Origin of the sequence: Pseudomonas sp. 22085 (assembly GCF_052045815.1) — a bacterium.
Classification (GTDB): Bacteria; Pseudomonadota; Gammaproteobacteria; order Pseudomonadales; family Pseudomonadaceae; genus Aquipseudomonas; species Aquipseudomonas glycinae.
The window spans coordinates 45553-71783 of the sequence record NZ_JBQEQA010000001.1 but is presented as its reverse complement, the minus strand read 5'-3'; the positions used below and the strand labels follow the sequence as shown (position 1 = coordinate 71783).

Here is a 26231-nt window from a genome sequence, read left to right as displayed (position 1 = left end):
CAGAACGCCCCTCCCGAGGCGCCCCGGAGCATTTCAGTACAACTTTCGTTTGTCAGGCGAAGACGAAACTCGAATCCGACAGGTTAGCCACACCGACCCCGATCAGCGTCACGGCAAAGTCGCCAATCTTCAGCACGGTATCGCTTCCGGACTGCGACGCGTGCTGTTTGTAGTCGTAGCCCTGCCCCGCGCCTTCGACGCCCATGAACACCAGTTTGTCGCTGCCCTGATAGCCATTGATCGCGTCGAAGCCGAAGGCGCCGCTGAACAGGAAGGTGTTGTTGCCACCCACCGCGCTCATCACGTCGTTGCCGGCACCGCCGACGAAGGTCACGTGGGCCTTGTCGCTTTGCAGGTGATCGTTGCCGCCCAGGCCGAACAGCCAGTCGCCGTCGGCGGTGGCTTTGAGGGTGTCGCCCATGTCGCCGCCGCTGAGCGAATGGTTGTACTGGGTCAGTTCGGTACCGTTGGCCAGGCCTTTGGCGGTGACGGTCCAGGTGATTTCCTTGCTGCCCCACCACGAACCCGATTCCTTGCTCACCAGCGCGCCGATGTCACGGGTCATGCTGATGCCGCCGTAGGCGTCACGCACGTACAGCGTGCCGTCGCCGTCGTTGGCGAAGCTGAAGTTCTGCAACGGCTTTTGCAGCTCGAAGGTATTGTGGCCCTGGCCACCGAGCAGGATGTTGAAACCGCCGTCATCACGGAAACGGTCATCGCCGCCCAGGCCTTCGAGGAAGTCGTTGCCCGCCCCGCCCTTGAGCCAGTCACCGCTGTCGGTGCCGATGATGAACGTGCTGCCGGTGTGCGGCTCGCCGCTGCGGCCCAGATCCTCGACCCAGGTCTTGCCCCGCGACGCTTGCTCAAGGTTGGAGACGATGATCGTCGAGTCCTTGTGCGTCAGGCCGTAGAACTTCGACGCGATCACCCGATTCAGGCCGTCGGCATACCCCAGCGAGCTGTGGGCCGACCAGTTCAGCGGGTTGGCGATGCTGAACGGCACCAGGTTCTGCGCGGTGGACGCGTAGTTGTCGTTGAAGTTGACGATGTTGTCAGTGGTCGAATCGCGCGGTTTGTCGTGCTTGCCCATCGACGCGGTACTGAACGTGGTGCCGTCGAGCACGCGGAACACCGGGTCGTTTTCGTAGCCGATGTTCAGCACGTTCGTGCCGGTGCTGCTCTGGGTCGGCGAGGCGAACGAAATGTAGTTGGCGTCCTTGAAAAACCCGCCCCAGTTGCTCGCGCTCAACTCCGCCACGCTGTTGACCCCGAGACCGCCGAGGCTGTGACCGCTGACCAGCACGTCCTTGGCCGCAATGCCGTGGGCGACAGCGAACGCGGCCACCGATTTGAGCAGGTTGTCGAAGGCGTTTTTCGCGTACTGGGTGGCGTAGTCCGACGGGCCAATGGCAGCCAGCAGGTTGCTTTTCATGTCGCCGAAGGTGTCGCTGTAACCCAGCCCGCCGGTGCCGCGGAAGGCCACGCCGATGCCGATCAGCTTGCCCGCGGCGTCGTACTTGCCGAGCACTTCGGCTTCGGCGCTGGTGAAGCCGTCCTTCTCGCCGAAGAACGTGCCCTGTGCTCCGACCTTGCCCTGATAGCCCAGCGCCGTGGCGCCGATCGGCTTCCAGCCTGTACCGGGCAAGGCTTGGCCAGTCGGCGTGTAGGCATACAGCGTCAGGGCGATGGCATCGCTGTACAGCGCTTTGCCGTCGGCATTTTTGTAATCGAACAGTCCCATGTTGTGCTCTCTCTTCCTTTAAAAAACGGCAGTTCTCGAAAGAACTGCCGTTACCCCTTAGAACTGCCAGTCCAGCGTCAGGCCCACGCCGTGGTCCTTTTCGTTGGAGCCAATCAGCCCGTTGTAGTCCAGGTTGACCCGGACATCGCGGTTCAGCGCCAGACCGGCGCGCACGCCGACCACCGCTGCATCTCGATCCATCGACACACTTTGCACGGTGAACGCACTGTTGCCATTGACGAAGGCCAAGTGACTGTCAGCATCCACGCTGCTCAAGTTGTGCTGCCAGCCCAGGCTTGCACCCAGTTCCAGCTGGTGTTTCTCCGACAGGGCAAACGTGCGTTTGGCCCGCACACCGAGGGTCGACAGCACCACATCGCGGTTGTCTTCACCGCCCTTCAGTGCGGCGGCATCACCCTTCTCGGTGAAGCTGTCGCTGTTGAGGTGCACGTAGGCCAGATTGGCGAACGGCTCCAGGTTCATCGGTTGCAGGCCCAGGTCGTAGGCCGCTTCGGTGAACAGTTGTGCGGTGGTCGCATCGCGCTTGGTTTTCTGTTTGCCGCTGACGCCACCGAACTGCAGGTCGCGTTTGACGTCGATGCGATGCCAGCTGTAGGCCGCACCGGCGGTCAGACGCAACGCATCGATCTGATGCCCCAGGTACGCGCCCAGGTGATAGCTGTCGACCGAGGCGGACGAATGTGTCCCGTCTCCCATGCTCAACGAGCTGTCGCTATAACCGGTAACGAAACCCAGACGGGTATCTTCAGCGATCAAGCCGTCGACACCGGCCAGCAGGCCGCCGATGGAACTGGTGGAATCGGCGTATTTCGACCCGCCATCGCTCTTGCCCCAGGCGCCCAACACTTTCAGCCAGGCGTTACTGCGGTCATCGGTTGGCGCGCCGGCATCGAACAGATCACGCTCGCGCAGACGTTCGCCCACGGCATCGCGCAGGTAGCGGCTGTCGTTGATCAGCAGCGTGCCGATGGCCGGGTGAATCTCGCCGGACAGTTGCTGGAAGGCCTCCTGCGCAGCGGCCGCCGACGGCGACAGCAACAGGGTTTCGAACAACGCATTGCCGGCGCCGAGACGTTCGGCGGCAGCACCGACTGCGCGCTGGTTCGGGGTCAGGCCAACGCTGGCGAACGAGGCGCCATTGCGGCCGACGTCCAGTTGCACACCGCTTGCCGAGTACGCCAGGGTGCCGCCGAGGAATGCGTAGTCGGGCAGCACTTGGCCGAACTGCCCTTCAATGCCGCCCGCTGCCTGCAAGATGTTGAACTGCGTGCCAAGCAGGCTTTTCACTTCGCCGGTGGTCAACAGCGTCGGGCTGTTTTCCAGCGACATGGTTACGGTCGCGCCTTCGATCACCGCTTTGCCGCCGGCGACGATCCGGTCGCTGCTGGTCGGCGAGACTTCCACCGCATAGGTCGAACCTGGTGCGAAGGTCACGTCACCCGCCACGTTCAAGGTGCCGATGGAATTGCCCGGCGCCACGGTGCCGCCGCTGTTGGCGGTCAGCGCGGCGATCCGGCCGTTACCACCGAGGATGCCGCCGTCATTGACCGTCACCGCCGATTGCAGCGAGCCATTGATTGCCAGTCGCCCCTGATTGACCAGGGTCGGGCCGCTGTAGGTGTTGTTGCCGGTCAGCACCAGGGTGCCGATGCCTTGTTTGGTCAGACCGCCATGGCCGGAGATGTCGTTGCGCCAGGTGTCGAGCCCGCAGGTGATGTCGTTGCACACGCGCTCGGTGGGTTTGCCCGCATCGATGATCGCGCCGATGCCCGGCAGATCGGCCACGAACTGACCGGAACCGTAGGCGCCCTGGATGCGGAATTCTTCGGGAATGTCCTGCTCAGTGACGAACATCGCCGGGCCGTCGATGCCCTTGCGCAGGTTGATCATGCCCCAGCCGTACAGGGCGTCGATGCCCGGTGCGCCGAGGTCGGTGGCCGTGGTGCGCAACACGCTGGCGACCTGATCGCCGGTCATGTACGGGAAGCGCTCCATCAGCACCGCCATGGAGCCGGCCACGTGCGGCGCGGCCATCGAGGTGCCGTTGTAGTTCTTGTAGCCGGTGGTCAGGTTGTCGGCGTTGGTGCCTTCGATGATCGAACTGTAGATCTGCGTGCCCGGTGCCGAGACGCAGAAACTGGCGGTGTAGCCGCAGCGCGAAGAAAACGTACTCATGATGTACGGATTGGCGCTGGTCTGATCCGGGTTCCTCTGCAATGCGGCGACGGTGATCCAGTTCGGCGCGATGTCCGGCACGAAGTAACCGAGGCCGGCGATGGCGTCCGGGTTGTTCAGGTTGTAGTCGTTGCCCGCTGCGAAAATCGTCACGATCCCGCTGCGTGCGGCGGCGATTGCACCGTCGTAGGCGCCGCCGGGTTTGGTGCCCAGCAGTGTGCGGATCTCGTTGAACTGCAGTTGCGCATCGTTGACGGTGAAGTGCGGGTACGCCGGGTCACGGCCGCCGAGGTCGAAACGGTCGGTGATACCGATCCCCCAGCTGTTGTTGATGATCCGCGCGCCGCTGGCGATCAGCGCATCCCAGCCGGCCTTGTACACCGCACCGTCGTTGCCGCGCACGATGCCGTCTTCCGGGCCTGGGTCGCCGTTGTCGGCGCTGATGACCTGCGCGCCAAACGCCACACCGTGCATCGGTCCGCCGTCTCGGCTGCCGGCGGCGATCCCGCCGACGTGGGTGCCGTGGGCGCCAAGCTTGCCGTCGGAACCGACCGAGGGCGAGCCGTCATAGCGGAACGCGTCCCCGGCTTTGACCGGAATGTAGGGGTCGGTGTATTCGCGGATCCCCGAGGTCACCAGGGTGATGACCTTGTTGCTGCCGGAAAACTCCGGATGTGCGGCGTAGACCGGCTGGTCGAAGATCCCGAGCTTCACGCCCTTGCCGGTGTAGCCGGCGGCGTAAGCGTAATCTGCGCCGATGGCGCCCAGGCCCCAGTCGGCCTTGAACTCGGCACTGCGCCAACTGCCAGGATCTCCTGCCCGACCGCTTTCCACGTAGGGTGCCGCGTGCGCGCTGCCCCAGGTGGCCATCGCGCAGAGCAAGGCAAAGTTCAGAGTTTTCAGGCGAAAGCAGCCACCCGATTGCGCGGGGGTGTTGTTGTTTTTCATCCAGCGACCTTCCTTAGTGATGTTGCGAAAAATCCGTGTGTTCAGCCCCGTGATCGTTCCCACGCTCCCGCGTGGGAACGCAGCCCGTGACGCTCCGCGTCACTGGACGCGGAGCGTCCCTAGAGGCATTCCCACGCAGACGGTTCGACGCCTCGACGTGGGAACGATCATCCGTGTGTCTAGAACTGCCAGTTCAGACTAAGGCCCACGCCATGCTGCTTCTCGCGGCTGGCCAGTTGTCCGGTGTAATCGAGGTTCACCCGCACGTCGCGGGTCAGTGCCAGGCTGGCCTGCACGCCGATCAGCGCAGCGTCGCGCACCAGTGGCGAGCTTTCGACCGTGTACGGCGCGCTGCCGCTGGCGAAGCGCAAATGCTGTTCGGATTCGATGTCGGTCAGGCTGTGCTGCCAGCCCAGATGCCCGCTCACGTCCAGCTTCTGCGCGGACGGCAGGTCAAAGGTCTTGATCGCCCGAACGCCGAGGGTGCTCAGCACCGTGTCGCGCTGGTCGTCGCCGCTTTTCAGCGCGGCGGCGTCACCCTTCTCGGTGAAGCCGTCGGTGTTGATGTGCACGTAAGCCAGGTTGGCGAACGGCTCCAGGGCCAGCGGTTGCAGGTTCAGTCGATAGGCCGCTTCGCCGAATACCTGAGTGGTGGCGGCATCGACCTTGGCTTTCTGTTTGGCGCTGACGTTGCCGTACTGCAAGTCGCGTTTCACATCGGCGCGATGCCAGCTGTAGGCCGCGCCGGTGCTCAGACGCCAGGCACCGATGTCGTGACCGGCGTAGGCGCCGAGGTGATAGCTGTCGACCTTGGCCGAGGAATGAGTGCCCGAGCCCATGCTCAGCGAACTGTCGCTGTAACCGGTGACCAGACCGATGCGGGTCTGCTCATCCAGCGCTCCGTCTACACCGGCCAGCAAGCCACCGATGGAAGTGCTGTAACCGGCGGTGTCGTGGCGCGAGTCGGTTGTGCCCCAGGCGCCGAGGGCCTTGATCCAGCCATTGCTTTGCGTGGCTTGGGCGTCATGCAGGCGTTCGCCGATGGCATCGCGCAGTTGCCGGCTGTCGTTGATCAGCATCGAGCCGAGGGCCGGGTAGATTTCGCCACTCAGCTGTTGAAAGGCTTGTTGCGCGTCGCTGGCGGTGGCCGACAACAGCAGACTTTCGTACACGGAATTGCCCGCGCCCAAACCCTCGACCGCCGTGGCCACGGAGCGCTGATTCGGTGTCTGGCCAATGCTGGTAAAAGACGTCGCGTTGCGCTCGACGTTCAAGCCAATGCCGTTGCCGCTGTAGGCCAGGCTGCCACCGATGAACAGGTAATCCGGCAGCACTGCACCGAACCGACCCTGAATGCCGCCCGCCGCTTGCAGAATGTCGTACTGCCGGCCGAGCAGGCTTCTGGCTTCGGTGGTGCTGAGCAAGGTCGGGCTGTTTTCCAGCGACAGGCTCACGGTGGCGCCGTTGATGGAGGCGGAGCCGCCGGCGACGATGCGGTCGCTGCTGGTGGGAGATAACTCCACGGCGTAGGTCGAGCCTGGCGCGAAGGTTACGTCCCCGGCCACGTTCAAAGTACCGATCGAGTTGCCCGGTGCCACCCGGCCACCGCTGTTGGCGGTCAGTGCGCCGATCCGCCCGGAGCCGCCGAGGGTGCCGCCGTCATTGACGGTCACGGCCGAGGTCAGCGATCCGTTCACCGTCAGCAGACCGCCATTGACCGTGGTCGGCCCGCGATACGTGTTTTCACCGGTCAGAATCAGTCGCCCGTCGCCGGACTTGATCAGACTGCCTTGATAAACCCGAGCGGAAGCTGCTGCGTCACGGGCCATGCCCACGGCGTAATCAGTCTGATCCTGCTGGCTGGCGCCGGCCGGCACGCCGCTCTGCCAGCCTTTGTTTTGCAGGGTTTGCTGCCAGGCGCTGTGTTCGGCGAGGTCTTCGCTCTGGCGCTGGATCAGCGCCTTGTCGCTGATGTCATTGCTCCAGACATCGCTCTGCCCGGCCGCCAGATTCGCGTTGAAAGCACCAAGCAATTGCCCCGGCCCGCGCATCGCCCGGTACAGGTTGGCCACGCCCCAGCCGACTCGTTCGGTCGGCGCGTCAGTCACCGAACCATCGAGTTGAGTGGCGGTGGTCAGCAGCACTTCGAGAGCCTGCTGGTTGTTCATGTACGGGTAGCGTTCCATCACCAGCGCCAGTGCGCCGGTGGCGTGTGGCGCGGCCATCGAGGTGCCGGACTTGATCGCATAACCGCCGTCGGGAATGGTGCTGTCGATCTTCGCCCCCGGCGTAGTGATGCACCAGTATTTGGCGATGCCGCACTGGTTGTACTTTTGCTGATTGCTTTGGTCGAGTCCGGAGACCGCCAGCCAGTGGCCTTCCAGGTCTGGCTGAAAGTACGGCAGCGCCGAACGCACGCTGGCATTCGGGTAGCCGCTGTTGCCGGCGCTGAACACGTTGATCACGCCACGACGGGAAACGTCTGCCGCCGCATCCAGCCAGGTGCCCTTATTCCAGTGCTGGGCGTAAGCGGCGTGCAGGTCGGCGAGGGTTCGGTAACTGACATCCGGCGGCTGGCTGCCCCAACTGTTGTTGATCGCTCGCACGCCGGCATCGGCCAAGGCGTCGTACACCGCTTTGAAGTAGCGCGGATCAGGGTTGGGGCCGAACAGGAAACTGTCGTTCTTGTTGGTGTTGCCGACATAGATCTGCGCGTTGTACGCCACACCATGCATGCCGGTGCCATCGCGGGACGCGCCCATGGTGCCGACCACGTGGGTGCCGTGGGAGTCGTTGTTCGGGTTGAGGGTGCCGTTGACGTTGAATAGCGAGCCATCGAGGTAGCTGCCGCTGGCCAGTACCGGGTGATAACGGTCGCTGGCGAACTCGGGATGGGCCGTATCGAAACCGGAGTCCAGTGCGCCGATTTTCACCCCCTTGCCGGTAATGCCGGCGGCGTAGGCCTGATCGGCCTGCATCCGGCCAAGGCCCCAGTCGCGCAGGAATTCGGCGCTGCGCCAACTGGCCGGATCGCCGGGTTGTCCGGATTCGAGGTATTGGGCCTGAGCCTGGGTCGAAGAAATCACAAGCAGCAGGGTGCCGACCGAAATCGGCTTGATGCGTACGTCCATGTTCACCACTCTTTTTGTTGTTTTGGGTCGAAGCTTTTTGCGTTGAAGCTACGGTGTTATTGCGTTCGTGGGCCCTGTCCGAACGCCTCATCCACCCGCGCCAGATCCTGTTCGCTCAAGGTGCCCGCGTAGTAATGCAACTTGGTCCAGGCCATGAGGTAGTCATAGCGTGCCTGGGCCAGATCACGGCGGGTGGTAAACAGTTGTTGTTCGGCGTTCAGGGCGTCGAGATTGGTGCGCTCACCGCCGAGAATGCTTTGTTTGGTCGACACCACCAGCGCTTCGGCCGAGGCCAGGGCCTTTTGATAGGCACGCAACTTGTTGACCCCGGACAGACACGCGCTGAACTGCCGGCGCAATTCGATCAGCGTCTCGCGGGTCTTGCCGTCCAGTTCGTATTCGGCCTGTTCCATGGTCCGGCTGGCCTGACGGGTCGAAGCCGACACGCCGCCACCGGCATACAACGGCACACTGACTTCGAAACCGATGGTGTTGGTTTCGTAACGCTGGTTGTAGGTGTTGCCGCTTTCCGATTCGTTCTGGCGCATCGTGGCGTAAGCGCTGACTTTCGGCAGGTGCCCGGCGCGGTTGCGCTCGACTTCGTACCGCGCCACTTCCACCGCCTGACGCTGGGACGCAAGGTTCGGGTTGTTGCTGACTGCCAGCTCATGCCAGGTGTCGTAGTTGGCCGGTATCAAGGCGAACGTCTGGAAGTTCTGATCCAGCGGCGCCAGATCACTGATGTCCATCGCCGGCACGCCTACCAATGCGCCCAGCTCCCGTAGCGCGGCATCCTGCTCGTCGCGGGCCTCGATTTCCTCGGCGGTCGCCAGTTCGTAACGCGACTCGGCTTCAAGGATGTCCGTACGGGTGCCCTCGCCCTGCTTGAACATATGCTCGTTCTGCTGGAACTGCTGCTCGTAAGCCTTTTTCTTGGCCTGCGCGATGTCGATCTGATCCTGGGCAAACAAGGCCTTGGTGTAGTTATCCAGTACGCGAACCAGCAGCTCCTGGCTCTTGCCGCGAAAGTTCTCGTCGGCAAACAGCGACTGGGCCACGCCTTTGCGATAGGCCGCGTAGGCTTCGTAGTCGAGCAACGGTTGTTGCAGGGTCAGGCTTGAGCCATAGCTGCTGTAATTACGCTCATCGGTGCGATTGCGCGCGCGTTCGTCGAGGGACGTGGCCTTCGACGAGTTGCGGCCCTTGTTGTAGTTGTAACCCAGTTTCGGCAACAGGCCGGCGCGGCCGATGGCACGGTTTTCAAGGCCGGCATCGCGCTCCTTGATCGCACCGAGGAACACCGGGTCATTGCGCAACGCCTGTTCGTAGATCTCGAACGGCCCCATGGCCGCCACTGCACTGTTGCCCGCAAGCAGCGCGAACGCTGCCGCCAGCATGGAAAGCTTATTCATACAGCCGAACATCCTTATTCTTCGGTCAACGCGGAACCGGCGCGGTCGAGCAGCGGCTTGAACAGGTAGTTGAGGAGTGAACGTTCGCCAGTGCGCACGAACATTTCCGCCGGCATGCCGGGCTTGATCACCAGCCCGTTGAGTTTTTCCATGGCCTGATCGCTGACGCTGCTGCGCAGCACGTAGTACGGCACGCCGGTTTTCTCATCGACCATCTGGTCGGCGGAAATCAGGCTGACTTCGCCGGGCACCCGTGGCGTCTTGCTCTGGTTGAATGCGGTGAACAGGATGTCGACCGGCAAGTGCGTGCCGACCTTGTCGATCAGGTTGATCGGCAGGTGGCCTTCGACTTCCAGGCGCGTGCCTTGCGGGACGATTTCCAGCAGGGTTTCGCCCTGACGCACCACGGCGCCTTCGGTGTGTACGCCGAGGTTGACTGCCACGCCGTCGGCGGTGGCGAGGATTTCGCTGTGCTGCAGGTCGAAACCGGCGGAGGTCAGTTGCTCGGACAGCGTGACGCTTTTCAGTTGCGCGTCAGCCAGTTGAGTGCGGACTTCCTTCTGGTACTCCTCGCCGTGCTGTTGCAGCTTCAGGCGGGATTCAAGAATGCCCTGCTCTACCCGGCCACTTTCGCCAGTGTTCTCGGCCAGTTGCTGCTGCACCTGCGACAGCTGACGCTGATATTCCATCAAGCGGTTGCGCGGGATGTAGCCGTTGTCGGCCAGCGGTTGCAGGTTGCTCAGTTGCTGTTGCAACGAATCGGCCTGCGCGTTGAGGTCAGTACGGGCGCGGCGCATGCCCGCCAGTTGCGCAGTGGCGCCTTCGATGCTGGCACGCAGGGCGGCCTGCTCGCGGGCAAACGCTTCGCGGCGACTGCTGAACAGTTGCCGTTGCCCTTCCAGCACCAGTGCCAGGCGCGGATCGGCGTTGTCGCTCAGTTCTGCCGGAAAGGTCACTTGCTTGAGGTTGTCACGCTCGGCCTGCCAGCGCGCGAGGCTGGCCCAGGCCATGCGGTATTGCGCCTGCAGCGACTGCACGTCGGCGGCGACCTGGGTCTGGTCGAGGCGGAACAGCGGCTGGCCCTGCTTTACGATTTCGCCTTCGCGCACCAGAATCCGGCTGACCACGCCGCTGCTCATCGACTGCACGGCTTTGCGTTTGCCCGACACCACCACAGTGCCTTGTACCGGAATCCCTTGATCCAGCGGCGCCAATGCCGCCCAGGTGAAGAAACTGCCGGCACCGACCAGCGCCAGAATCCAGCCCATGCGGGCGAAAAACTTTGCGTCGCGCTCCGGGCGCTCGGTGATGTAGTCGTGTTCCATCGTGGCTTCATTTTGCGTGTTCATGCTCGCGCTGCTCATACACCCGAATTCCTTGTCGTCGGCTGATACTGTCGGCTCATGCTGAGCCCGGCCGGTGCCTGCGCAGGTTTTTCATTTTGTTGTGGCGCGTTGCCGGACAGCGCCTTGAGCACATCGTGGCTCGGGCCGAAGGCTTGCAGGCGACCGTCGTTGAGCACCAGCAGCTTGTCGGCCTGGGCCAGTACCGAAGAACGGTGGGTCACCAGCACTACAGTGGTGCCCTGGGCCTTGAGCTGCACGATCGCGCTGGACAGCGCGGCTTCGCCGACGGTGTCGAGGTTGGAGTTAGGTTCATCCAGCACCACCAGGCTCGGGTTGCCGTACAACGCACGGGCCAGTGCCACGCGCTGTTTCTGCCCGCCGGACAAACCGCTGCCGTCCTCGCCCAGTTGCGTGTCGTAGCCTTGTGGCATGCGCAGGATCAGTTCGTGCACCCCGGCCTGTTGCGCGGCGGCCACGACCTTTTGCGGATCGGCTTCGCTGAAGCGGGCGATGTTCTCGGCGATGCTGCCGCTGAACAGTTCGATGTCCTGCGGCAGATAGCCAATGTACGGGCCGAGCTGATCGCGGTTCCAGCGGTGAATATCAGCGCCGTCCAGACGCACCGTGCCGCCAAGGGCCGGCCATACGCCGACCAGCACACGCGCCAGGGTCGATTTGCCGGAGCCGGAAGCACCGAGCACGCCCAACACTTCACCGGCCCCCAGGCTGAAATTGACCATATGCAGGGTTGCGGCGCGCTGACCCGGAGGACCGGCGCTGACTTGTTCGAAAGTGATCTGGCCTTTCGGCGCCGGCAGCGCCATGGCGTCGTCACTTGGCGGGAAGGCTTGCAGCAGCGCATCGAGGCGGCGGTAAGCCAGCTTCGCCCCGCTCCACTGCTTCCACACGGCAATCAACTGGTCGATCGGGCTCAGCACCCGGCCCATCAGGATGGAGCCGGCGATCATCATCCCGGCGGTCATGTCGCCCTTGATCACCAGCAGTGCGCCGAGGCCCAGCACCAGCGATTGCAGGCACAGACGCAGGGTCTTGCTCAGCGAGCTGATCACCGCACCAGTGTCGCTGGCCTGATTCTGCAGGCCGAGGAAGCGCGAATGCACCTGGAACCAGCGCTTGCGCAAGGCGCCGAGCATGCCCATCGCCTGAATGGTTTCGGCGTTGTGCAGATGGCTGGTGGCCAACTGGCTGGACTTCTGCGAGAAACCGGCGGCTTCGCCCAGCGGCTTTTTGGTCATGTATTCGTTCAGGCACGCCAGCGCGATCAGCAGCAGCGCTCCCGCTGTGGCGAGCACGCCGAGCCAGACGTTGAACAGGTAAATCACGAACAGGTACACCGGGAACCACGGCGCATCGAAGAACGCGAACAGCGCAGGCCCGGTGACGAACTGGCGAATGTGGGTCAGGTCGCCCAGGGACTGTCCGGCGTTACCCTCGCCCTTGAACAGATTGCGCTCGAACGCCGCCTGATAGACCCGCAGATTGAAACGACGCTCGAGCTGGCTGCCGATGCGGATCACGATAAAGCTGCGCACCACCTCCAGCAGACCGATGAAGGCGAAGAAACCGACGACCATCAGCGACAGCATCGCCAGGGTGGTTTCGTTCTGCGAAGACAGCACCCGGTCGTAAACCTGAAGCATATATATGGAGGGCACCAGCATCAGCACGTTAATCAGTGCGGTAAAGCATCCGACGCTGATCAGAATGCTTTTATAGTCACCCAAGGCCTTGAATAAGGGAGCGGTGGCTGGGGCCTTCGCCATCTTCATTGATTATTCCTGAAATGGTATTTCCCGCCCTGCTTGGCGAGACTTCAATTAATTGTCCGCATGGCGTGCGGGACATAAACCGCCAGTACCTGCTTACACTTCAACAACAACTTCGGCGATTAAAACCGGCCTGCAAGTTATTGCACTGTCGCTTATAACTGTAACGGGGCGCTTTATATTTAAACGGTCAGTCGGTTTCGGTCATTACGGCTGCTGCGAGGAACGCTCAAGTGTAATCACCAGGCCCGACTTCAAAGTGCTCAGATAAAGCCCTTCACGTTGTCGGCTGAAAAACTGGATTCTTGAGCCTTCCTTGCCGGTGATCGACAGACCGTCCGGATCGGGAAACCAGCCGATGGCGGCATCCTGCAACCACGCGCTCAGGCAATCGGCGCCCTTGCCCAAGGTCTGGTTCGCCTCGAGGTCGATCTGGCAGGTGTTCGACGGTTTGTCTTGCAGGGCTTGCGCTTCGGGACTGTCACTGCGGGCGCTCAGGGTTGCCTGCCACTGCCCGGCAAATACCGATGGGTCTTCAAGTCTGAGGCTGCTTGCCATGGTTGTTTCTCCAGAAATCATCAGCATCGGCAACAGATACGCCGCCGCTTTGCGGGTAATAGCGAATTGGATCATAGGAAATTTCACTCCGGTACGTAGCCTTGCTTACCGGCCATGGCGATGCAAGTAAAGAAAGCGGCGCATCACGCGCCGCTTTCCCGTGTTACGTCACGCCACGATGTCGCTGGTGGCTGCCTGGCCAACGGTACTGACCTGGAAATCAGCCACGCCGTGCCCGGAGAAGTCCACCGACAGCAGGCTGTTGCCACCCGAGGAAGTCAGGACCGCATCACCCGCCGCACCGGTGAAGGCGCTGACGAAGTGCAGGCCGGCGCCCTTGGTGATACCGGTCAGGTCGATTTTGTCCAGACCGCTGACGAAATCGAGGATCTGATCGATCGCACCCGGCTTGGAGTCGGAGCTGGCCGCGAACACAAAGGTGTCCGAACCCGCGCCGCCCCACAGCTTGTCAGCACCGCCGGCGCCCCAGATGATGTCGTTGCCGGCACCGCCTTTGAGCTCGTTGGCCGCGCTGTTACCGATCAGCAGGTCGTTGCCCGAACCGCCAATGGCGTTCTCGATGGTGACGCCCTTGGCGATGGACACGTTGCCCACCAGGCCGCCAACGTCGGAGAACGAGGCTTCATTGAGGTTGATCTTCTGGTTCTGGGTGAAGCCCGAGAAGTCGAAGGTGTCCTTGCCGCCCGCATCCCACACCGAGAACACCAGCTTGTCGGCCGACGACGAGGCGCTGAGGAAGTCGCGACCTGCGTTGGAGTTGAAGCCGTAAGTGGTATCACCGGTACGGGTGGTCAGGTTGGCTCCGTAGAGCTTCTGGATCGCTGCGATGTCATCCATCAGCGGGCCGGAGGAATAGGCTTCCACGCCACCCTTGCTGAAGTTCTGACTGGTGTTGCTTTCGCTCCAGTAGCTCATGACGCTGTAGCCGCGGGTGTCTTGCCCGTAGGTGGCGTCGTTGTAGGTCGGGTTGCCGTTGCCGGCGTTGTAGTCGCCCGGGTGCGCCAGACCAAGGGTGTGGCCGATTTCGTGGGTCAGGGTCTGACGACCGTAGTTGTTCAGATCCGGATTCTTGTTTTGCGTGTAGCCACTGTTGATCAGGTACCACGATGTGCCGTCATAACCGGCGCCGGTGCCTGGCAGATAAGCGAACGCTGCAGCGCCATCCTGGCCACCGCTGTAGTTACCGAAGGTCATGTGACCGTCACCGCCCGAGGCTTTCTCGGTGAAGGTCACGTTGGCCACATCGGCCCAGGATTGCATGGCGAGCACGGCCTGGGCTTTTTGTTGGGTACTGAACTGACTGAACCCGCTGATCCCGTGCTTGTTCATCGTGCTGGACGATGCCGAGGTCAGGAACGTGTAGGTGAGCTCGATCTTGCCGCTGCCATCCTTGTCCTGATAGGCAGCGCCGTCGCGCAGCAGCTGGGTGGCGGCCTGGTCGACGGAGAAGGAGGGTTTGCCATTGACCGTGAGGTTGCCGCCACGATCGTACTGATGGCTGAAGCTATTGATCTGGTTATACGCCGTGCTGGTCGCTGCCAGAGGTTGCGGCGCCGCGCCCAGCTGGAAAGCCTGTTCGGCGGTATCAACAGCGTTAGCTTTTACTTTCGACATAAACACACTTCCTTGTTTAGCAATGGAACAGTTTTTGTCCGATAGCGACAACCCCTGGCGAGATTGTCCTATCACTCGCCCAATGAAGGCGTAAGAAACCTGACACAATTTGAAATCTGTCGTCTAGCGTTTTTTCGAGATCAAATTGAACTGTTCCGGGAAACTCCCGTAAACAAAGCGCGTGCCGCCGAAAGAATGTTGTAAGTTTGGTGAGCCTGCCTAATTGTCTGACGATTTCTTATTTAAATATTAAATATCGGTAAGTTGTTTTTTGTTAGCAACGTCTCACTTTGCTGCACTTTATCAGTGCGATGCCAGTGTATTGATATCAAGTAATTCCGACAGGACATAATCAGCGAGGGCTGTGCCGCCCTCGCCTGTTTTTCTTCAGCTGCCAGTACGAATCTTGTTCCACACCCGCGTGCGGATCCGGTCGATGTTCAGCGGCATCGCTTCCAGTGCGAACAGCTTGCCCATCATTTCCGGGCTCGGATACACCTTGGTGTCGTTCTTGATCGCCGGATCGATCAGGCTGTCGGCCTGCTCGTTGCCATTGGCGTAGTGCACGTAGTTGCTGATGCCGGCCATCACGTCCGGGCGCAGCAGGTAGTTCATGAATGCGTAGCCGGCCTTCTCGTCCGGTGCGTCGGCCGGCATGGCGACCATGTCGAACCAGATCGCGGCGCCTTCCCTGGGAATTTCGTAACCGATGTCGATGCCGTTCTTCGCCTCTTTGGCGCGGTTTTCCGCTTGCAGTATGTCGCCGGAGAAACCGACAGCCACGCAGATGTCACCGTTGGCCAGGTCGCTGGTGTACTTCGAGGAGTGGAAATAGCTGACGTACGGCCGCACTTTCATCAGCAGCGCTTCGGCTTTTTTATAGTCTTCCGGATTCTTGCTGTGGTGCGGCAACCCCAGGTAATTGAGCGCTGCCGGTAGCAGTTCCGGGCCGTTGTCGAGGATCGCCACGCCGCATTTCTGCAGTTTTTCCATGTATTCGGGTTTGAAGATCAGGTCCCAGGAGTCCACCGGCGCGTTGTCACCCAGCACAGCCTTGACCTTGGCGATGTTGTAGCCGATGCCGGTACTGCCCCACAGGTACGGAAAGCCGTGTTCGTTGCCCGGATCGTTAGTCTGCAAGGCCTTGAGCAACACCGGGTTGAGGTTCTTCCAGTTCGGCAACTGGCTCTTGTCGAGTTTCTTCAGCGCTCCGCCCTCGATCTGCCGCGCCATGAAGTGGTTGGAGGGAAACACCACGTCGTAACCGGATTTACCGGTCATCAGCTTGCCGTCGAGGGTTTCGTTGCTGTCGTAGACGTCATAGGTGACGCCGATGCCGCTGGCCTTTTCGAAGTTCTTGGCGGTGTCCGGTGCGATGTAGTCGGACCAGTTGTAAACCTTGACCGTATCCGCAGCCTGAGCGAGGGAAACGGCGAGCATCAAAGGTGCGAGCGCGAGGGTCTTTCGGATCATGGATCGATTCCTGTATTGGCTATTGTTGTTGGCAGGCAATCAAAAGGATCAAAACGTCAGAAAATCAGGACATAGGTCTTGCGCACGGTTTCCTCGATGTCCCAGATCCCGAGCGTATTGGCCGGCAACATCAGTGCGTCGCCACCTTGTATGTGCAGGGTTTCGCCGCCGTCGTCCGGGGTGAACGTGCAGCGACCGGAAATGAAATGGCAGAACTCCTGAGCGGTGATCTGCCGGCGCCAGCGCCCCGGGGTGCATTCCCAGACCCCGGTTTCGACGCCGTCGTCGCGCTCGACGCTGGTGGTCGATGCAATCGCTACCGGCGTGCCGAGCGGTACGGCCACCGGATTGGACTCATCCAGTTGCAACGTGGCGGTGTTCTTGAATTGGGTGATGCTCATGGCGTTACCTGTCTCGTAGTAAAACGTTTAGTGCATGAAACCTTCCATGAATCCGGCCACCTGGCGGGCAAGCTTGCGCCGCCAGGGTGCGGTCGCCGGATTGGCCAGGGTCTGGTCTTCGTGGACGAAGCTTTTGATGATTGCGTTGTAGCCGAGCCAGCGGCACGGCTCGGGCTCCCACGCTCGCAGTGCGTGGATCCCGCCATCGGGCAACACCCATGGCTGATGCGTCAGCTCGGTGTCGCGCTCAAGAATCAGATCCGCCAGCGTCCGTCCGCCCAGATTGGAGGCGCCGACACCCTCACCGCCATATCCACCGGAAAGCGCGATGCCGTTGGCCCGGTCACACAGCATGTGCGGTTTGAAATGCCGGGACATGCCGAGGTTGCCGCCCCAGGCGTGGGTGATCTGCACGTTTTTGAGCTGCGGGAACAGTTCGCCGAACAGGTAGCGACGCAGCTCGACTTCATCGCGGGTCAGGTCGAAGTTGTGGCGCAGCTTGCCAGCGAACTGATAACCGCCACGGGCGCCGAAGATCAGCCGGTTGTCGGCACTGCGCTGGCCGTAAGTGACCTGACGGCTGAACTCGCTGAAAGCCTGGCCTCGGCTCAGGCCGATTGCGTCCCAGGTCGCGGCGGACAACGGCTCGGTGGCGACGATCAGGCTCTGCACCGGTAATTGATAACGGCCCAGCGGCGGCAGCGTGACGGAATAACCTTCGATGGCCGGGACGATCCAGCGGCTGCGTACGGTTGCCTGTTCGGTGCGCAGACTGCCGGCCTGCCAATGGATCACCGGGCTGTTTTCGTAGATTTTCACCCCCATCCTTTCGACGGCTCGCGCCAGGCCGCGCACCAGTTTCGCCGGGTGAATGGTCGCCACGTGCGGCGCGAAGATCGCGCCATAGGGTTTGGCGATTCGCAGTTGCTGCGCCAGTTGCTCCGGGCTTAGCCAGCGGTAATCGTCGTCGGTCAGGCCCTGGGCGTGGAGCTTTTTCAGGTAGTCGCGAAGACTGGCTTCCTGCTCGGGATAGCGCGCGGCGCAGTACAGCACCCCGCCCTTGCGGTAATCACAGTCGATGCCTTCGCGTTCGAGGACGATTTCCACTTCATCGGGAATGCTGTGCAACAGGTCGAATGAAGCACGGCGTTGTTGTGGCGACAGCCCTGCCAGCAGGCGATCCTCGCCCAGCAGATTGCCCATCAACCAGCCGCCATTGCGACCGGACGCGCCGAACCCGGCGGTTTGCGCTTCGATGATGGCGATGTTCAGGTTCGGCGCCTGTTGTTTCAGGTAGTACGCAGTCCACAGTCCGGTGTAACCGGCGCCGATGATCGCCACGTCGACGTCCAGGTCCTGCGCAAGCGACGGGCGCGCGGTCAGCGGCTCGTCGAGTTGATCCATCCACAAACTGATAGTGCGCCACGCCGGCATGCAAGACTCCGCCAATCCAGGTTTCGATGGCGTCGATCCTAGAGGCAGAACTCAGGGATTGTCTTGCGCGCGTGTCCGCAAAGAAATTTGCTTCGCATAGGCCTTGGGCGACTGGCCGGTGTGCTGGCGAAAGCAGCTATAGAAAGCCGACAGCGAATTGAAACCGGCGGCGAAGGCCAGTTCATCGATGCGCAGCGGCGGCGTGGCGTTGTCCAGCGACTGCAACAGATGTTGCAGGCGCGCCTGATTGACGTAGCGGTAGAAGCTTTGCCCCAGCACCTGATTCAACAGGTAGGAAATCTGGTTACGGCTGTACCCGCACTCCTTCGCCACCCGTTGCAGATCGAGTTCCGGATCGAGATAAGGCTGCTGACGCTGGAAGTATTGTTGCAAGTCATCGGCCATGAAACTCAGCTGACGGGGCGACAGGCCCAGGCGACTCGTCGCCGGGCGCTGGCGGGTTGCCGTCAAGCTGTCGGCCTGTTCGCGCACCAGCGACGCATATTCGTTGACCCGCCAGATCTGTCCGTCCTTGACCGTGATCGCTTCACTGGAGCGAAACGACACCAGCCCGTTACCACCGCGCAACGTCACTTCGTATTGAATGAAGGCGGTGTTGCCGTCGATACGGATGCGGTCGCAATGCTCCAGCGCTTCGTCGGACTCGCGCGGCATGCTGACCCGGACGTACTCGCGCAACTCGTCGAGGCCGAGCACGCGGTTCTGGAAGAAATCGTTGTACTGGATGTCCGGGTGGTACAGCGCCATGACGCCATCCAGGTCCCGGTGTTTCCAGCACAGGTGATAGCGCATGACCGTTTCGGCCGTGGCCCGGCTCTGTTCCGGGCCGTCATCATCGGCGTGCATAAGAGACTCGTGGAAAAAGAATCGAGCTTGCCCAACTTCTGATGTTGCTTCAATAACCGACAGTGATAGCACTTTGCCGAAGATCGCGATGGACAGTGACTTACATCAAAAAAATCCCGGCAATCGCTAAATCGACTGAAAATTCTCACAGGAACTTCACATCCAGATGCTACTTTTAAAGGCAATCACCGGTTGGGCCAATGACGGCTCTTCCCACCTACCATGAGCGAACGGAAGCGCTCGATGAAGAAGGCGGGCAACACATGAATAAAGGGTCAAGCAAGGTCACGTTTCCCAATGCCTGCCAGCTGATGCGCTGGCATTTTCATCCCATGGGGTTCGAGGCGACCATGGATGCGCCGGGCAGTCTGGTCGCGCGTCTGTTCGATCGGGCCAGCGGCGAAACCCTGATCGCGATCGCCGGCATCCCCTGTGCCACAGTGATGAACGCGGCGGATGTGGAGCGAATAATCGAAGCCGTCGAGGACGAGCTGGAGGCATTCATTCCTCCGGAATCTCTCAAGAGTTATGCATAACTAGCTGATTTAAAATAAAAAGCCCGCTTTGCGCGGGCTTTTTCTTGGGCATTGGATTCAGGCCGTTTTCTTTTCCGGACGATGATCGACGAAGAACGGTTTGCCTTTGGCAACCCGGTCGGAAGCTCGAGGCATGTTGACTGCCTGCGTGTCTTGCGGCTCGACGTACCAGTAGCAATGGCTGACTGCGCGAGTGATGCCGACGTAGGCCAGGCGCAGGATTTCGTCTTTTTGCGCACTGTCATAAGGCTCGCTGTCGCCGGCCTTGCCCAGTCCGGCCATGCGATACACCTGATTCTTGTATGGCGAACTGGTCAGGTGCTGGCAATCGCCCAGCAGAAAAACCGCGTCGGCCTGCAGACCTTTGGCGCTGTGATAGGTCAGTTGTTTCAGTCGGCGGGACTCGTACGGCAAGCTCGAATCCACATTAACTACAGACTGAATATGCTGCTCTATCAATAATTTATCGCTGCTTTTTCGATATAGCATCAGGATTGAATCGCCCTTGCGGTAGTGTTCCGCCAGGCGCTGGCCGAGTGCCTGATCGTCGCGCTCCAGCACGTTGACTGGCTGCAACGGCCTCTCCTCGCCGCTGGCCTTGGCCTTCTTGCCCGGGATCGCCGGCGCTGCCCGGACGATGTGTTCCGCCGCGTCGATGATGTGCTGATGGCTGCGATAGTTGTCGCTGAGCATCACCCGGGTCGTACTCGGCGACGGGAATTCCTTGTTGAATTCCATGAAGTAGCTCGGCGAACTGCCGCGCCAGCCGTAGATCGATTGCCAGTCATCGCCTACGCAAAGCAACGAGGATCGCTGCGCGCCTCGTCCGACGTGCATCGCGGGACCACGACTGCGGATTTCCGAGAGACTGGCGCGAATCCACGAGACGATTTGCGGCGAAACGTCCTGAAACTCATCGATCATCAGGTGCGACATTGGCCGCAACAGCTCATCGCTGAGCAGTTTGAAGTTTTCCGGTGAATGCTCGCTGAACAGCGCGAACATCCGGTTGTAGGTCATGACCGGCGGCTTCTGATCCAGCAGATGATCTTCCAGCGCGCGCCAGAATAGGCTCAAGGCTTCGAAGAAATACCGGTCCGGATCATCCTTGGCGAAACTCATGCGGCCAACGGCGTCCGGCACATCCAGGCCCAGGTTCTCGATAAAACCGGCGGCGGCGACAAAACAGTCGAGCAGTGGCGCGGACGCCAGCTCGCCCTTGACCTTGTAATCGAAGCCGGGACCGGCGCTGACATCGCCTGCCAGCGTGGCCAATAAACGCTTTGAAGATTCGTAATTATCCAGCCAAATCAGTGGCTTGCGACAGAAAGCTTGAAACAGGGTGCGCTTTACTGCCCACTCTGCACGCACCGTCAGCTTGGCGTTGGGACGGCAGACCTGCGGGTTTTCCCGAGGGTCGAAACCCAATACCACCCAGGCGTCCAAGCTCGGAATGTAGCCGTGGCCATGGAACGATGCGCCATTGATTTCGAATGCCTGGCGACTCGGTTCGATACCCTTGATCGGCCAGGCGCCCGCACGCAGCCACATGTCCTCGATCATGTCGCACAGCTCTTCATCGCGGCGAGCGGCCAGCTCTGTCACGGCCACGCGCTTTTGCACGTCCGGGTGATCGCGTTCCAGCTCCTTGAGCTGCAAGGCGTGCCGGGACAGCGGCTGGATCAGTTGCGCAAAGCGCGGGTCTTCTTTGTAGAGACGGTGGTAACACGCGTTGAGCTGCTGGCGCTGCGCGTCGTTGATACGCAGATCGAACGGATTGCTGTCGACGTCTTCTTCCCCACCCTGCGGGCGGTGGCTGAGGTTTTCGAATGCCTGCAAGCGCTCGAACCCCGGCAGGCTGCGAACCATCGGCAAGATCCGCGAGTGGAAGGTGCGCACCAGATCCCGCGCGTCTTTCTGACTCAGTGCCCGGCCCCACAACGCGAACAGTTCGATCAGTTTTTTGATGAAGTCCCTGCGCGACTCGCGGGTGAAGGTCACCACGGTCATCGAATCGAGCTCGAAGCCCAGATAGTGAGTCAGCAGCAGGATCCGCAACACCAGCGTGGTCGATTTGCCGGCTCCGGCGCCGGCAATCACCGAGGTTGACGGGGTATCGCTGAAAATCATCTTCCATTGCGCAACGCTCGGCTGGGCGTGGGCTGGCAACAGACGCGCAACGTCGGCTTTCATGCGTTTCTTCAGTTCTGCGCCGAGCGGCAGGCGCCAGTCGTCGAACAGATGATTATCGATACCCGGAGGACGATGCTCGGTATTACGGCTGTCGCGGATCAACAAAACCTGGCGGCCCTCTTCCAGCCCGTCCGCCTTGCCTTCCTTGTACCCGTAATCCACGCCGGCGGTATGTCCGCTGCGAAAGCCATCGGCCTGACCATGCAGCCACGAGGCTCGGTGCTGGGCGCGCAGTTGCGTCAGGCCGTGGCCTAAGAAACGCGCCGCCAGGCGTTTGAACCATGGCATCTCGGCCAGTGGGCGAAGTTCGGGAGGAAGATCGGGGGTGTGTTGCGCCACGCTGACGGACTCCGGATGTGAGGCTGTGGGGGGCTATGGTGTCTGCATTTGCTTTTTTGTTCTAGCGAAATGCTTACAGGTCATTGGTTTAGGCGATGAATTGAAGGTGGGATGAGACGGTTTCGAGCTTTTTATATATCCATTGATTCGATTGGAATGCCGCACTTTTTACGCTTTTTATCGATGTTTGACTGATAGATGATGCGTGCCATCAATCACCGGTCTCGCTTCGTGGCTCAGGCATCACGCCCCATGACGAACCTTTTGAGGAGACGATCATGCTTGAACTCAGACCCTTCAGCTCGCTGGGCGGCGCCCATCACGGCTGGTTGGATGCCCATCACCATTTTTCGTTCGCCGAGTACTACGATCCGCAACGCATGAGCTGGGGCAACCTGCGCGTGTGGAACGACGACATCATTGCCGCCGGTACGGGCTTCCCGACTCACCCCCACCGCGACATGGAAATCATCACTTACGTGCGTGAAGGTGCGATCAGCCACCAGGATAACCTTGGCAACAAGGGCCGCACCGAGGCTGGCGACGTGCAAGTGATGAGCGCCGGCACCGGGATCGCCCACAGTGAATACAACCTGGAAGCCACGGATACCAAGATATTCCAGATCTGGATTCTGCCAACCGAAAACGGCGCGCCGCCGTCCTGGGGCGCCAAACCGTTCCCCAAAGGCAACCGCGAAGGTTTCGTAACGCTCGCCAGCGGCAAGACTGGTGACGACCAGAGCCTGCGCATCCGCGCCGACGCGCGTTTGGTGGCGGCCAATATCAAGGCCGGTGAAACCGCTGAATATCGCCTTGATGCCGGACGCCGGGCGTATCTGGTTCCCGCTACGGGTGTCATTGAAGTCAACGGCTTGCGCGCACAAGCTCGAGACGGTGTGGCAGTGGCCGATGAACAGGTGTTGACCGTCACGGCGCTTGAAGACAGCGAGATCGTGTTGGTGGATCTGGCCTGATCGGCGAATCGCGGGTACAAAAAAGGGCGACCTCAGGGTCGCCCTTTTCCATTGCCTGGATTTACTGGGTGCTGATCGCACCGTCGACCAGCGTTTGCGCTTCAGCCACCAGTTGCTTGAGGTGGTCGTCGCCGATAAAGCTCTCGGCGTAAATCTTGTAGATGTCTTCGGTGCCCGACGGACGTGCGGCGAACCAGCCGTTTTCGGTCATCACCTTCAGACCGCCAATGGCCTGATCGTTGCCCGGCGCTTTGCTGAGAATGCTCTGGATCTTCTCGCCCGCCAGTTCGGTCGAGGTGACCTGCTCCGGCGACAGTTTGCTCAGCAGGGCTTTCTGCTCTGGATTGGCCTTGGCGTCGACACGCACCGAGAATGGCTCGCCCAGCTCGTCGGTCAGCGCACGGTAGGTCTGGCTTGGGTCACGGCCGGTACGGGCGGTCATTTCAGCGGCCAGCAGGGCTGGAATCAGACCGTCCTTGTCGGTGCTCCAGACCCCGCCGTCCTTGCGCAGGAACGAGGCGCCGGCGCTTTCTTCGCCGCCAAAACCCAGCGAGCCGTCAAACAGACCATCGGCGAACCATTTGAAGCCGACCGGCACTTCGTACAGGCGACGGCCCAGACGCTTGGCCACGCGATCGATCAGACCGCTGCTGACCACGGTTTTGCCCACGGCCGCATCGGCGCGCCACTGCGGACGGTTCTGGAACAGGTAGTCGATTGACACGGCCAGGTAGTTGTTCGGTGCCAGCAGGCCGCCGGACGGCGTGACGATGCCGTGACGGTCGTGATCCGGATCGCAGGCGAAGGCCACGTCAAAGCGTTCTTTCAGACCGATCAGGCCTTGCATGGCATGGCTGGACGATGGGTCCATACGAATCTGCCCGTCCCAGTCGACGGTCATGAAGCGGAACGTCGAATCGACTTCCTTGTTCACCACGTCCAGGTCCAGACGATAGTGCTCGGCAATCGCCGACCAGTAGCGCACCCCTGCTCCGCCCAGCGGATCGACACCCAGGCGCAGTTTGGCGCCGCGAATGGCATCGAAGTCGATGACGTTGATCAGGTCGGCCACGTAGGTGTTGACGTAGTCGTGACGGTGGGTGGTTGCGGCCTTGAGCGCCTGCTCGTAGCTGATGCGTTTGACGCCGGCCAGTTTGTTGGCCAGCAGTTCGTTGGCCTTGGCTTCGATCCACTTGGTGATGTGGGTATCGGCCGGGCCACCGTTGGTTGGGTTGTACTTGTAACCGCCGCTCTGAGGCGGGTTGTGCGACGGCGTGATGACGATGCCGTCGGCAAGACCCGTGGTGCGACCACGGTTGTAGCAGAGAATGGCGTGAGAAACCGCCGGGGTCGGGGTGTACTCATCGCCTTCGGCGATCATCACGGTCACACCGTTGGCCGCCAGCACTTCCAGGGCACTGGCCCCGGCCGGGGTCGACAGTGCATGGGTGTCGATACCGACGAACAACGGCCCGGTGATGCCCTGGGCTTCGCGATACAGGCAGATTGCCTGGCTGATGGCCAGAACGTGCCACTCGTTGAAACTCAAATCAAAGGAACTGCCCCGGTGCCCGGAGGTGCCGAACGCCACGCGCTGGGTGGAAACCGAGGCGTCGGGTTGCCCGGTGTAATACGCCGTAACCAGTCGCGGGATGTCGACCAACAGTTCTGCCGGTGCCGGTTTGCCCGCAAAAGGACTGAGTGTCATGCAAAACCTCTGAAATAGAGTGGTTCAGGAAATTGAAACCGAGTTTACTGGCAGTTCGTCCAGAGTGCGATGGGGTCTATTGCATACAGGCCGGGTGTTTTCGAGCATCCGCCCGCGGAGCCAGTCGTAACGCATCCCCAAGCAGTCCGACAAGTCTTAACAACTCGTGTTCGGCGCTGCCCGTCACGCTCACGCGCATGTATTGCGCGTGCAGCCCCTGAAGGCTGAACAGCTCCCCCGGCGCAATCAACACATGCTGCTTGAGCAAGCGTTGAAACACCGTGTCCATCGCAATCGGATGTGCAGAATGCAGCCAGATCGTTGCGCCTCCCTGAGGTTCGACGATCTGCACAATGTCGCCCAGACGCTCACGCATCAAATCGATCCATTGCGTTCGACGCTCCCTGAGCAAGTGCTTGAGCACCGGCAAATGCTGGTCGACCCGCCCGCTCGCATAGAGCCGGGCAATCGCCTTTTGGCGGATCGGCGACAGACGAAACGAACGCAGCAGGAAATGACGCTGCAGGTCTGCGCGCCACTGTCGCGAGATGACAAAACCGTAGGGGGCTTCGACCCCGATGATTTTTTCGAACATGGAAAAAACCAGCAGACGGTCGGGATCCACCAGCTCACGCAGGGGTTCCCCTTCAGCGTCGTCCAGCAATTCGCCATGACAATCATTTTCCAGCAGCCAGGTGCCATGACTCAGGAGCAAATCCGCGATGGCCTCACGGCAGGCCGGCGGGATACGGCTGCCGTGCGGCATGTTCAATCTGGAGGACAGCAGGATCAATCGCACCCGCTCGCTCTCAAGCAACCTTTGGAGGTTCTGCGGATCGCAGGCGCCGTCCGGCTGAAGCGGCAGCTCGATCACCCGAACCTCGGCGGACTGGAACAGGCGCAGGATCATCCAGTCGCATGGCGACTCGACCACCACCGTCGAGTGACGCAGCTCAAGGACAGCGATCAGGATCTCCAGCACCCCACGCAGATCGGCACCGATATAGACGTCTTCGGCGTGCCAGCAATGGTCGGCCGATGAGGTGTAGCGGGCAGCGAGCAGCGTGCGCAGCTCCAGTTCGCCGCAAGGCTGGGCCGGCGTCTGCAAGTGTCGTGGATACTGGCGCAACAGCTCTCGTTCAAGCATCAGCAAAGGGCGGTCAAGGGGCTGGATCGACGCCGGTTCATCGGCACTCAGTACCTGCATCCCGGTGCACCTGGCGTTGACGTAGACCGTTTCCAGCAAATCACTGCCGCGTCCGGGCGGCATGACCACCGATGTCGGCTGTGCGAAATACCCCGACTTGGCCACGGAATAGACCCGGCCTTCTTTTTCCAGCAATGCGTAGGCGTATTGAATGGTCGAGATCGATACGCCAAGCCGCTCGGCCAGCTGCCGTAACGATGGCAGTCGAATCGCGCCTTCACTGCCCGGTTCGCTGATCAGTTGCGTCAGGTAACGATAGACCGCCTGATAGGCAAAATCGGATCCTCGCGACTCACTCATGAGCGGGCGCCTGCAAGCAGATCCCCGTGGTCGAGCAATACAAAC

Annotated in this window: 17 protein-coding genes; 2 read left to right on the top strand and 15 right to left on the bottom strand. The window is 61.2% G+C overall.

What is annotated here, in order from left to right:
* Positions 1–52: 52 nt before the first annotated feature.
* The 12 genes from ACTJK7_RS00255 to ACTJK7_RS00200 form a co-directional block, all read right to left on the bottom strand.
* Positions 53–1741 carry a polyurethane esterase gene (locus tag ACTJK7_RS00255; protein WP_440779722.1) on the bottom strand — a complete coding sequence of 563 codons (1689 nt, stop codon included), beginning with the start codon at positions 1739–1741 and terminating at the stop codon, positions 53–55.
* Positions 1742–1798: 57 nt separating this feature from the next.
* Positions 1799–4885, bottom strand: a complete 3087-nt coding sequence (locus ACTJK7_RS00250) for an autotransporter serine protease (RefSeq protein ID WP_108561910.1) — start codon at positions 4883–4885, stop codon at positions 1799–1801.
* Positions 4886–5064: 179 nt separating this feature from the next.
* The gene (gene eprS, locus ACTJK7_RS00245) at positions 5065–8016 is read right to left on the bottom strand and encodes an autotransporter serine peptidase EprS (RefSeq protein WP_440779724.1); all 2952 of its coding nucleotides are present in this window, start codon (positions 8014–8016) and stop codon (positions 5065–5067) included.
* Positions 8017–8072: 56 nt separating this feature from the next.
* On the bottom strand, positions 8073–9440 hold the full coding sequence (locus ACTJK7_RS00240; RefSeq protein WP_323151605.1) for a TolC family outer membrane protein: 1368 nt from the start codon (positions 9438–9440) through the stop codon (positions 8073–8075).
* Between the two features lie 2 nt (positions 9441–9442).
* Complete coding sequence (locus ACTJK7_RS00235) at positions 9443–10792, bottom strand: HlyD family type I secretion periplasmic adaptor subunit (RefSeq protein WP_085654085.1); 1350 nt, start codon at positions 10790–10792, stop codon at positions 9443–9445.
* Complete coding sequence (locus tag ACTJK7_RS00230; protein ID WP_064381661.1) at positions 10789–12564, bottom strand: type I secretion system permease/ATPase; 1776 nt, start codon at positions 12562–12564, stop codon at positions 10789–10791. The genes ACTJK7_RS00235 and ACTJK7_RS00230 overlap by 4 nt, the downstream gene beginning before the upstream one ends.
* A gap of 204 nt (positions 12565–12768) precedes the next feature.
* Complete coding sequence (locus ACTJK7_RS00225; RefSeq protein WP_159085215.1) at positions 12769–13194, bottom strand: AprI/Inh family metalloprotease inhibitor; 426 nt, start codon at positions 13192–13194, stop codon at positions 12769–12771.
* 93 nt (positions 13195–13287) lie between these two features.
* Complete coding sequence (locus tag ACTJK7_RS00220; RefSeq protein WP_064381663.1) at positions 13288–14754, bottom strand: serralysin family metalloprotease; 1467 nt, start codon at positions 14752–14754, stop codon at positions 13288–13290.
* 387 nt (positions 14755–15141) lie between these two features.
* On the bottom strand, positions 15142–16227 hold the full coding sequence (locus ACTJK7_RS00215) for a polyamine ABC transporter substrate-binding protein (protein WP_108561904.1): 1086 nt from the start codon (positions 16225–16227) through the stop codon (positions 15142–15144).
* Between the two features lie 56 nt (positions 16228–16283).
* A complete protein-coding gene (locus ACTJK7_RS00210; RefSeq protein ID WP_011334089.1) occupies positions 16284–16628 on the bottom strand; it encodes a cupin domain-containing protein in 345 nt (114 codons plus the stop codon).
* Positions 16629–16655: 27 nt separating this feature from the next.
* The gene (locus ACTJK7_RS00205; RefSeq protein WP_108561902.1) at positions 16656–18062 is read right to left on the bottom strand and encodes an NAD(P)/FAD-dependent oxidoreductase; all 1407 of its coding nucleotides are present in this window, start codon (positions 18060–18062) and stop codon (positions 16656–16658) included.
* 51 nt (positions 18063–18113) lie between these two features.
* Entirely contained in the window at positions 18114–18929 is an 816-nt protein-coding gene (locus ACTJK7_RS00200) for a helix-turn-helix domain-containing protein (RefSeq protein ID WP_011334087.1), read from the bottom strand.
* A gap of 263 nt (positions 18930–19192) precedes the next feature.
* Between ACTJK7_RS00200 and ACTJK7_RS00195 the strand changes: the two genes are divergently transcribed.
* The gene (locus tag ACTJK7_RS00195; protein WP_011334086.1) at positions 19193–19465 is read left to right on the top strand and encodes a DUF1652 domain-containing protein; all 273 of its coding nucleotides are present in this window, start codon (positions 19193–19195) and stop codon (positions 19463–19465) included.
* A gap of 57 nt (positions 19466–19522) precedes the next feature.
* On the opposite strand, the gene ACTJK7_RS00190 is transcribed toward ACTJK7_RS00195, so the two are convergent.
* Positions 19523–21997, bottom strand: coding sequence for a UvrD-helicase domain-containing protein (locus tag ACTJK7_RS00190; RefSeq protein ID WP_440779725.1), 2475 nt, complete (start codon positions 21995–21997; stop codon positions 19523–19525).
* A gap of 278 nt (positions 21998–22275) precedes the next feature.
* On the opposite strand from ACTJK7_RS00190, the gene ACTJK7_RS00185 reads away from it, so the two are divergent.
* Complete coding sequence (locus ACTJK7_RS00185; protein WP_440779726.1) at positions 22276–22971, top strand: pirin family protein; 696 nt, start codon at positions 22276–22278, stop codon at positions 22969–22971.
* Between the two features lie 61 nt (positions 22972–23032).
* Here ACTJK7_RS00185 and pgm read toward each other — a convergent pair whose 3' ends face one another.
* Together pgm and ACTJK7_RS00175 are read right to left on the bottom strand one after the other, a co-directional pair.
* Positions 23033–24679 (bottom strand): phosphoglucomutase (alpha-D-glucose-1,6-bisphosphate-dependent), encoded by a 1647-nt coding sequence (pgm, locus tag ACTJK7_RS00180; protein WP_323162355.1) that lies wholly within the window; start codon positions 24677–24679, stop codon positions 23033–23035.
* A gap of 76 nt (positions 24680–24755) precedes the next feature.
* On the bottom strand, positions 24756–26186 hold the full coding sequence (locus ACTJK7_RS00175; RefSeq protein ID WP_108561894.1) for an aminotransferase-like domain-containing protein: 1431 nt from the start codon (positions 26184–26186) through the stop codon (positions 24756–24758).
* Positions 26187–26231: the final 45 nt, after the last annotated feature.

What these genes read in the sequence shown, in the direction of transcription:
- ACTJK7_RS00255 (WP_440779722.1), bottom strand. Translation starts at nt 1,741, where the DNA reads ATGGGACTGTTCGATTACAAAAATGCCGACGGCAAAGCGCTGTACAGC.
- ACTJK7_RS00250 (WP_108561910.1), bottom strand. Translation starts at nt 4,885, where the DNA reads ATGAAAAACAACAACACCCCCGCGCAATCGGGTGGCTGCTTTCGCCTG.
- eprS (WP_440779724.1), bottom strand. Translation starts at nt 8,016, where the DNA reads ATGGACGTACGCATCAAGCCGATTTCGGTCGGCACCCTGCTGCTTGTG.
- ACTJK7_RS00240 (WP_323151605.1), bottom strand. Translation starts at nt 9,440, where the DNA reads ATGTTCGGCTGTATGAATAAGCTTTCCATGCTGGCGGCAGCGTTCGCG.
- ACTJK7_RS00235 (WP_085654085.1), bottom strand. Translation starts at nt 10,792, where the DNA reads ATGAGCAGCGCGAGCATGAACACGCAAAATGAAGCCACGATGGAACAC.
- ACTJK7_RS00230 (WP_064381661.1), bottom strand. Translation starts at nt 12,564, where the DNA reads ATGAAGATGGCGAAGGCCCCAGCCACCGCTCCCTTATTCAAGGCCTTG.
- ACTJK7_RS00225 (WP_159085215.1), bottom strand. Translation starts at nt 13,194, where the DNA reads ATGATCCAATTCGCTATTACCCGCAAAGCGGCGGCGTATCTGTTGCCG.
- ACTJK7_RS00220 (WP_064381663.1), bottom strand. Translation starts at nt 14,754, where the DNA reads ATGTCGAAAGTAAAAGCTAACGCTGTTGATACCGCCGAACAGGCTTTC.
- ACTJK7_RS00215 (WP_108561904.1), bottom strand. Translation starts at nt 16,227, where the DNA reads ATGATCCGAAAGACCCTCGCGCTCGCACCTTTGATGCTCGCCGTTTCC.
- ACTJK7_RS00210 (WP_011334089.1), bottom strand. Translation starts at nt 16,628, where the DNA reads ATGAGCATCACCCAATTCAAGAACACCGCCACGTTGCAACTGGATGAG.
- ACTJK7_RS00205 (WP_108561902.1), bottom strand. Translation starts at nt 18,062, where the DNA reads ATGCCGGCGTGGCGCACTATCAGTTTGTGGATGGATCAACTCGACGAG.
- ACTJK7_RS00200 (WP_011334087.1), bottom strand. Translation starts at nt 18,929, where the DNA reads ATGCACGCCGATGATGACGGCCCGGAACAGAGCCGGGCCACGGCCGAA.
- ACTJK7_RS00195 (WP_011334086.1), top strand. Translation starts at nt 19,193, where the DNA reads ATGAATAAAGGGTCAAGCAAGGTCACGTTTCCCAATGCCTGCCAGCTG.
- ACTJK7_RS00185 (WP_440779726.1), top strand. Translation starts at nt 22,276, where the DNA reads ATGCTTGAACTCAGACCCTTCAGCTCGCTGGGCGGCGCCCATCACGGC.
- pgm (WP_323162355.1), bottom strand. Translation starts at nt 24,679, where the DNA reads ATGACACTCAGTCCTTTTGCGGGCAAACCGGCACCGGCAGAACTGTTG.
- ACTJK7_RS00175 (WP_108561894.1), bottom strand. Translation starts at nt 26,186, where the DNA reads ATGAGTGAGTCGCGAGGATCCGATTTTGCCTATCAGGCGGTCTATCGT.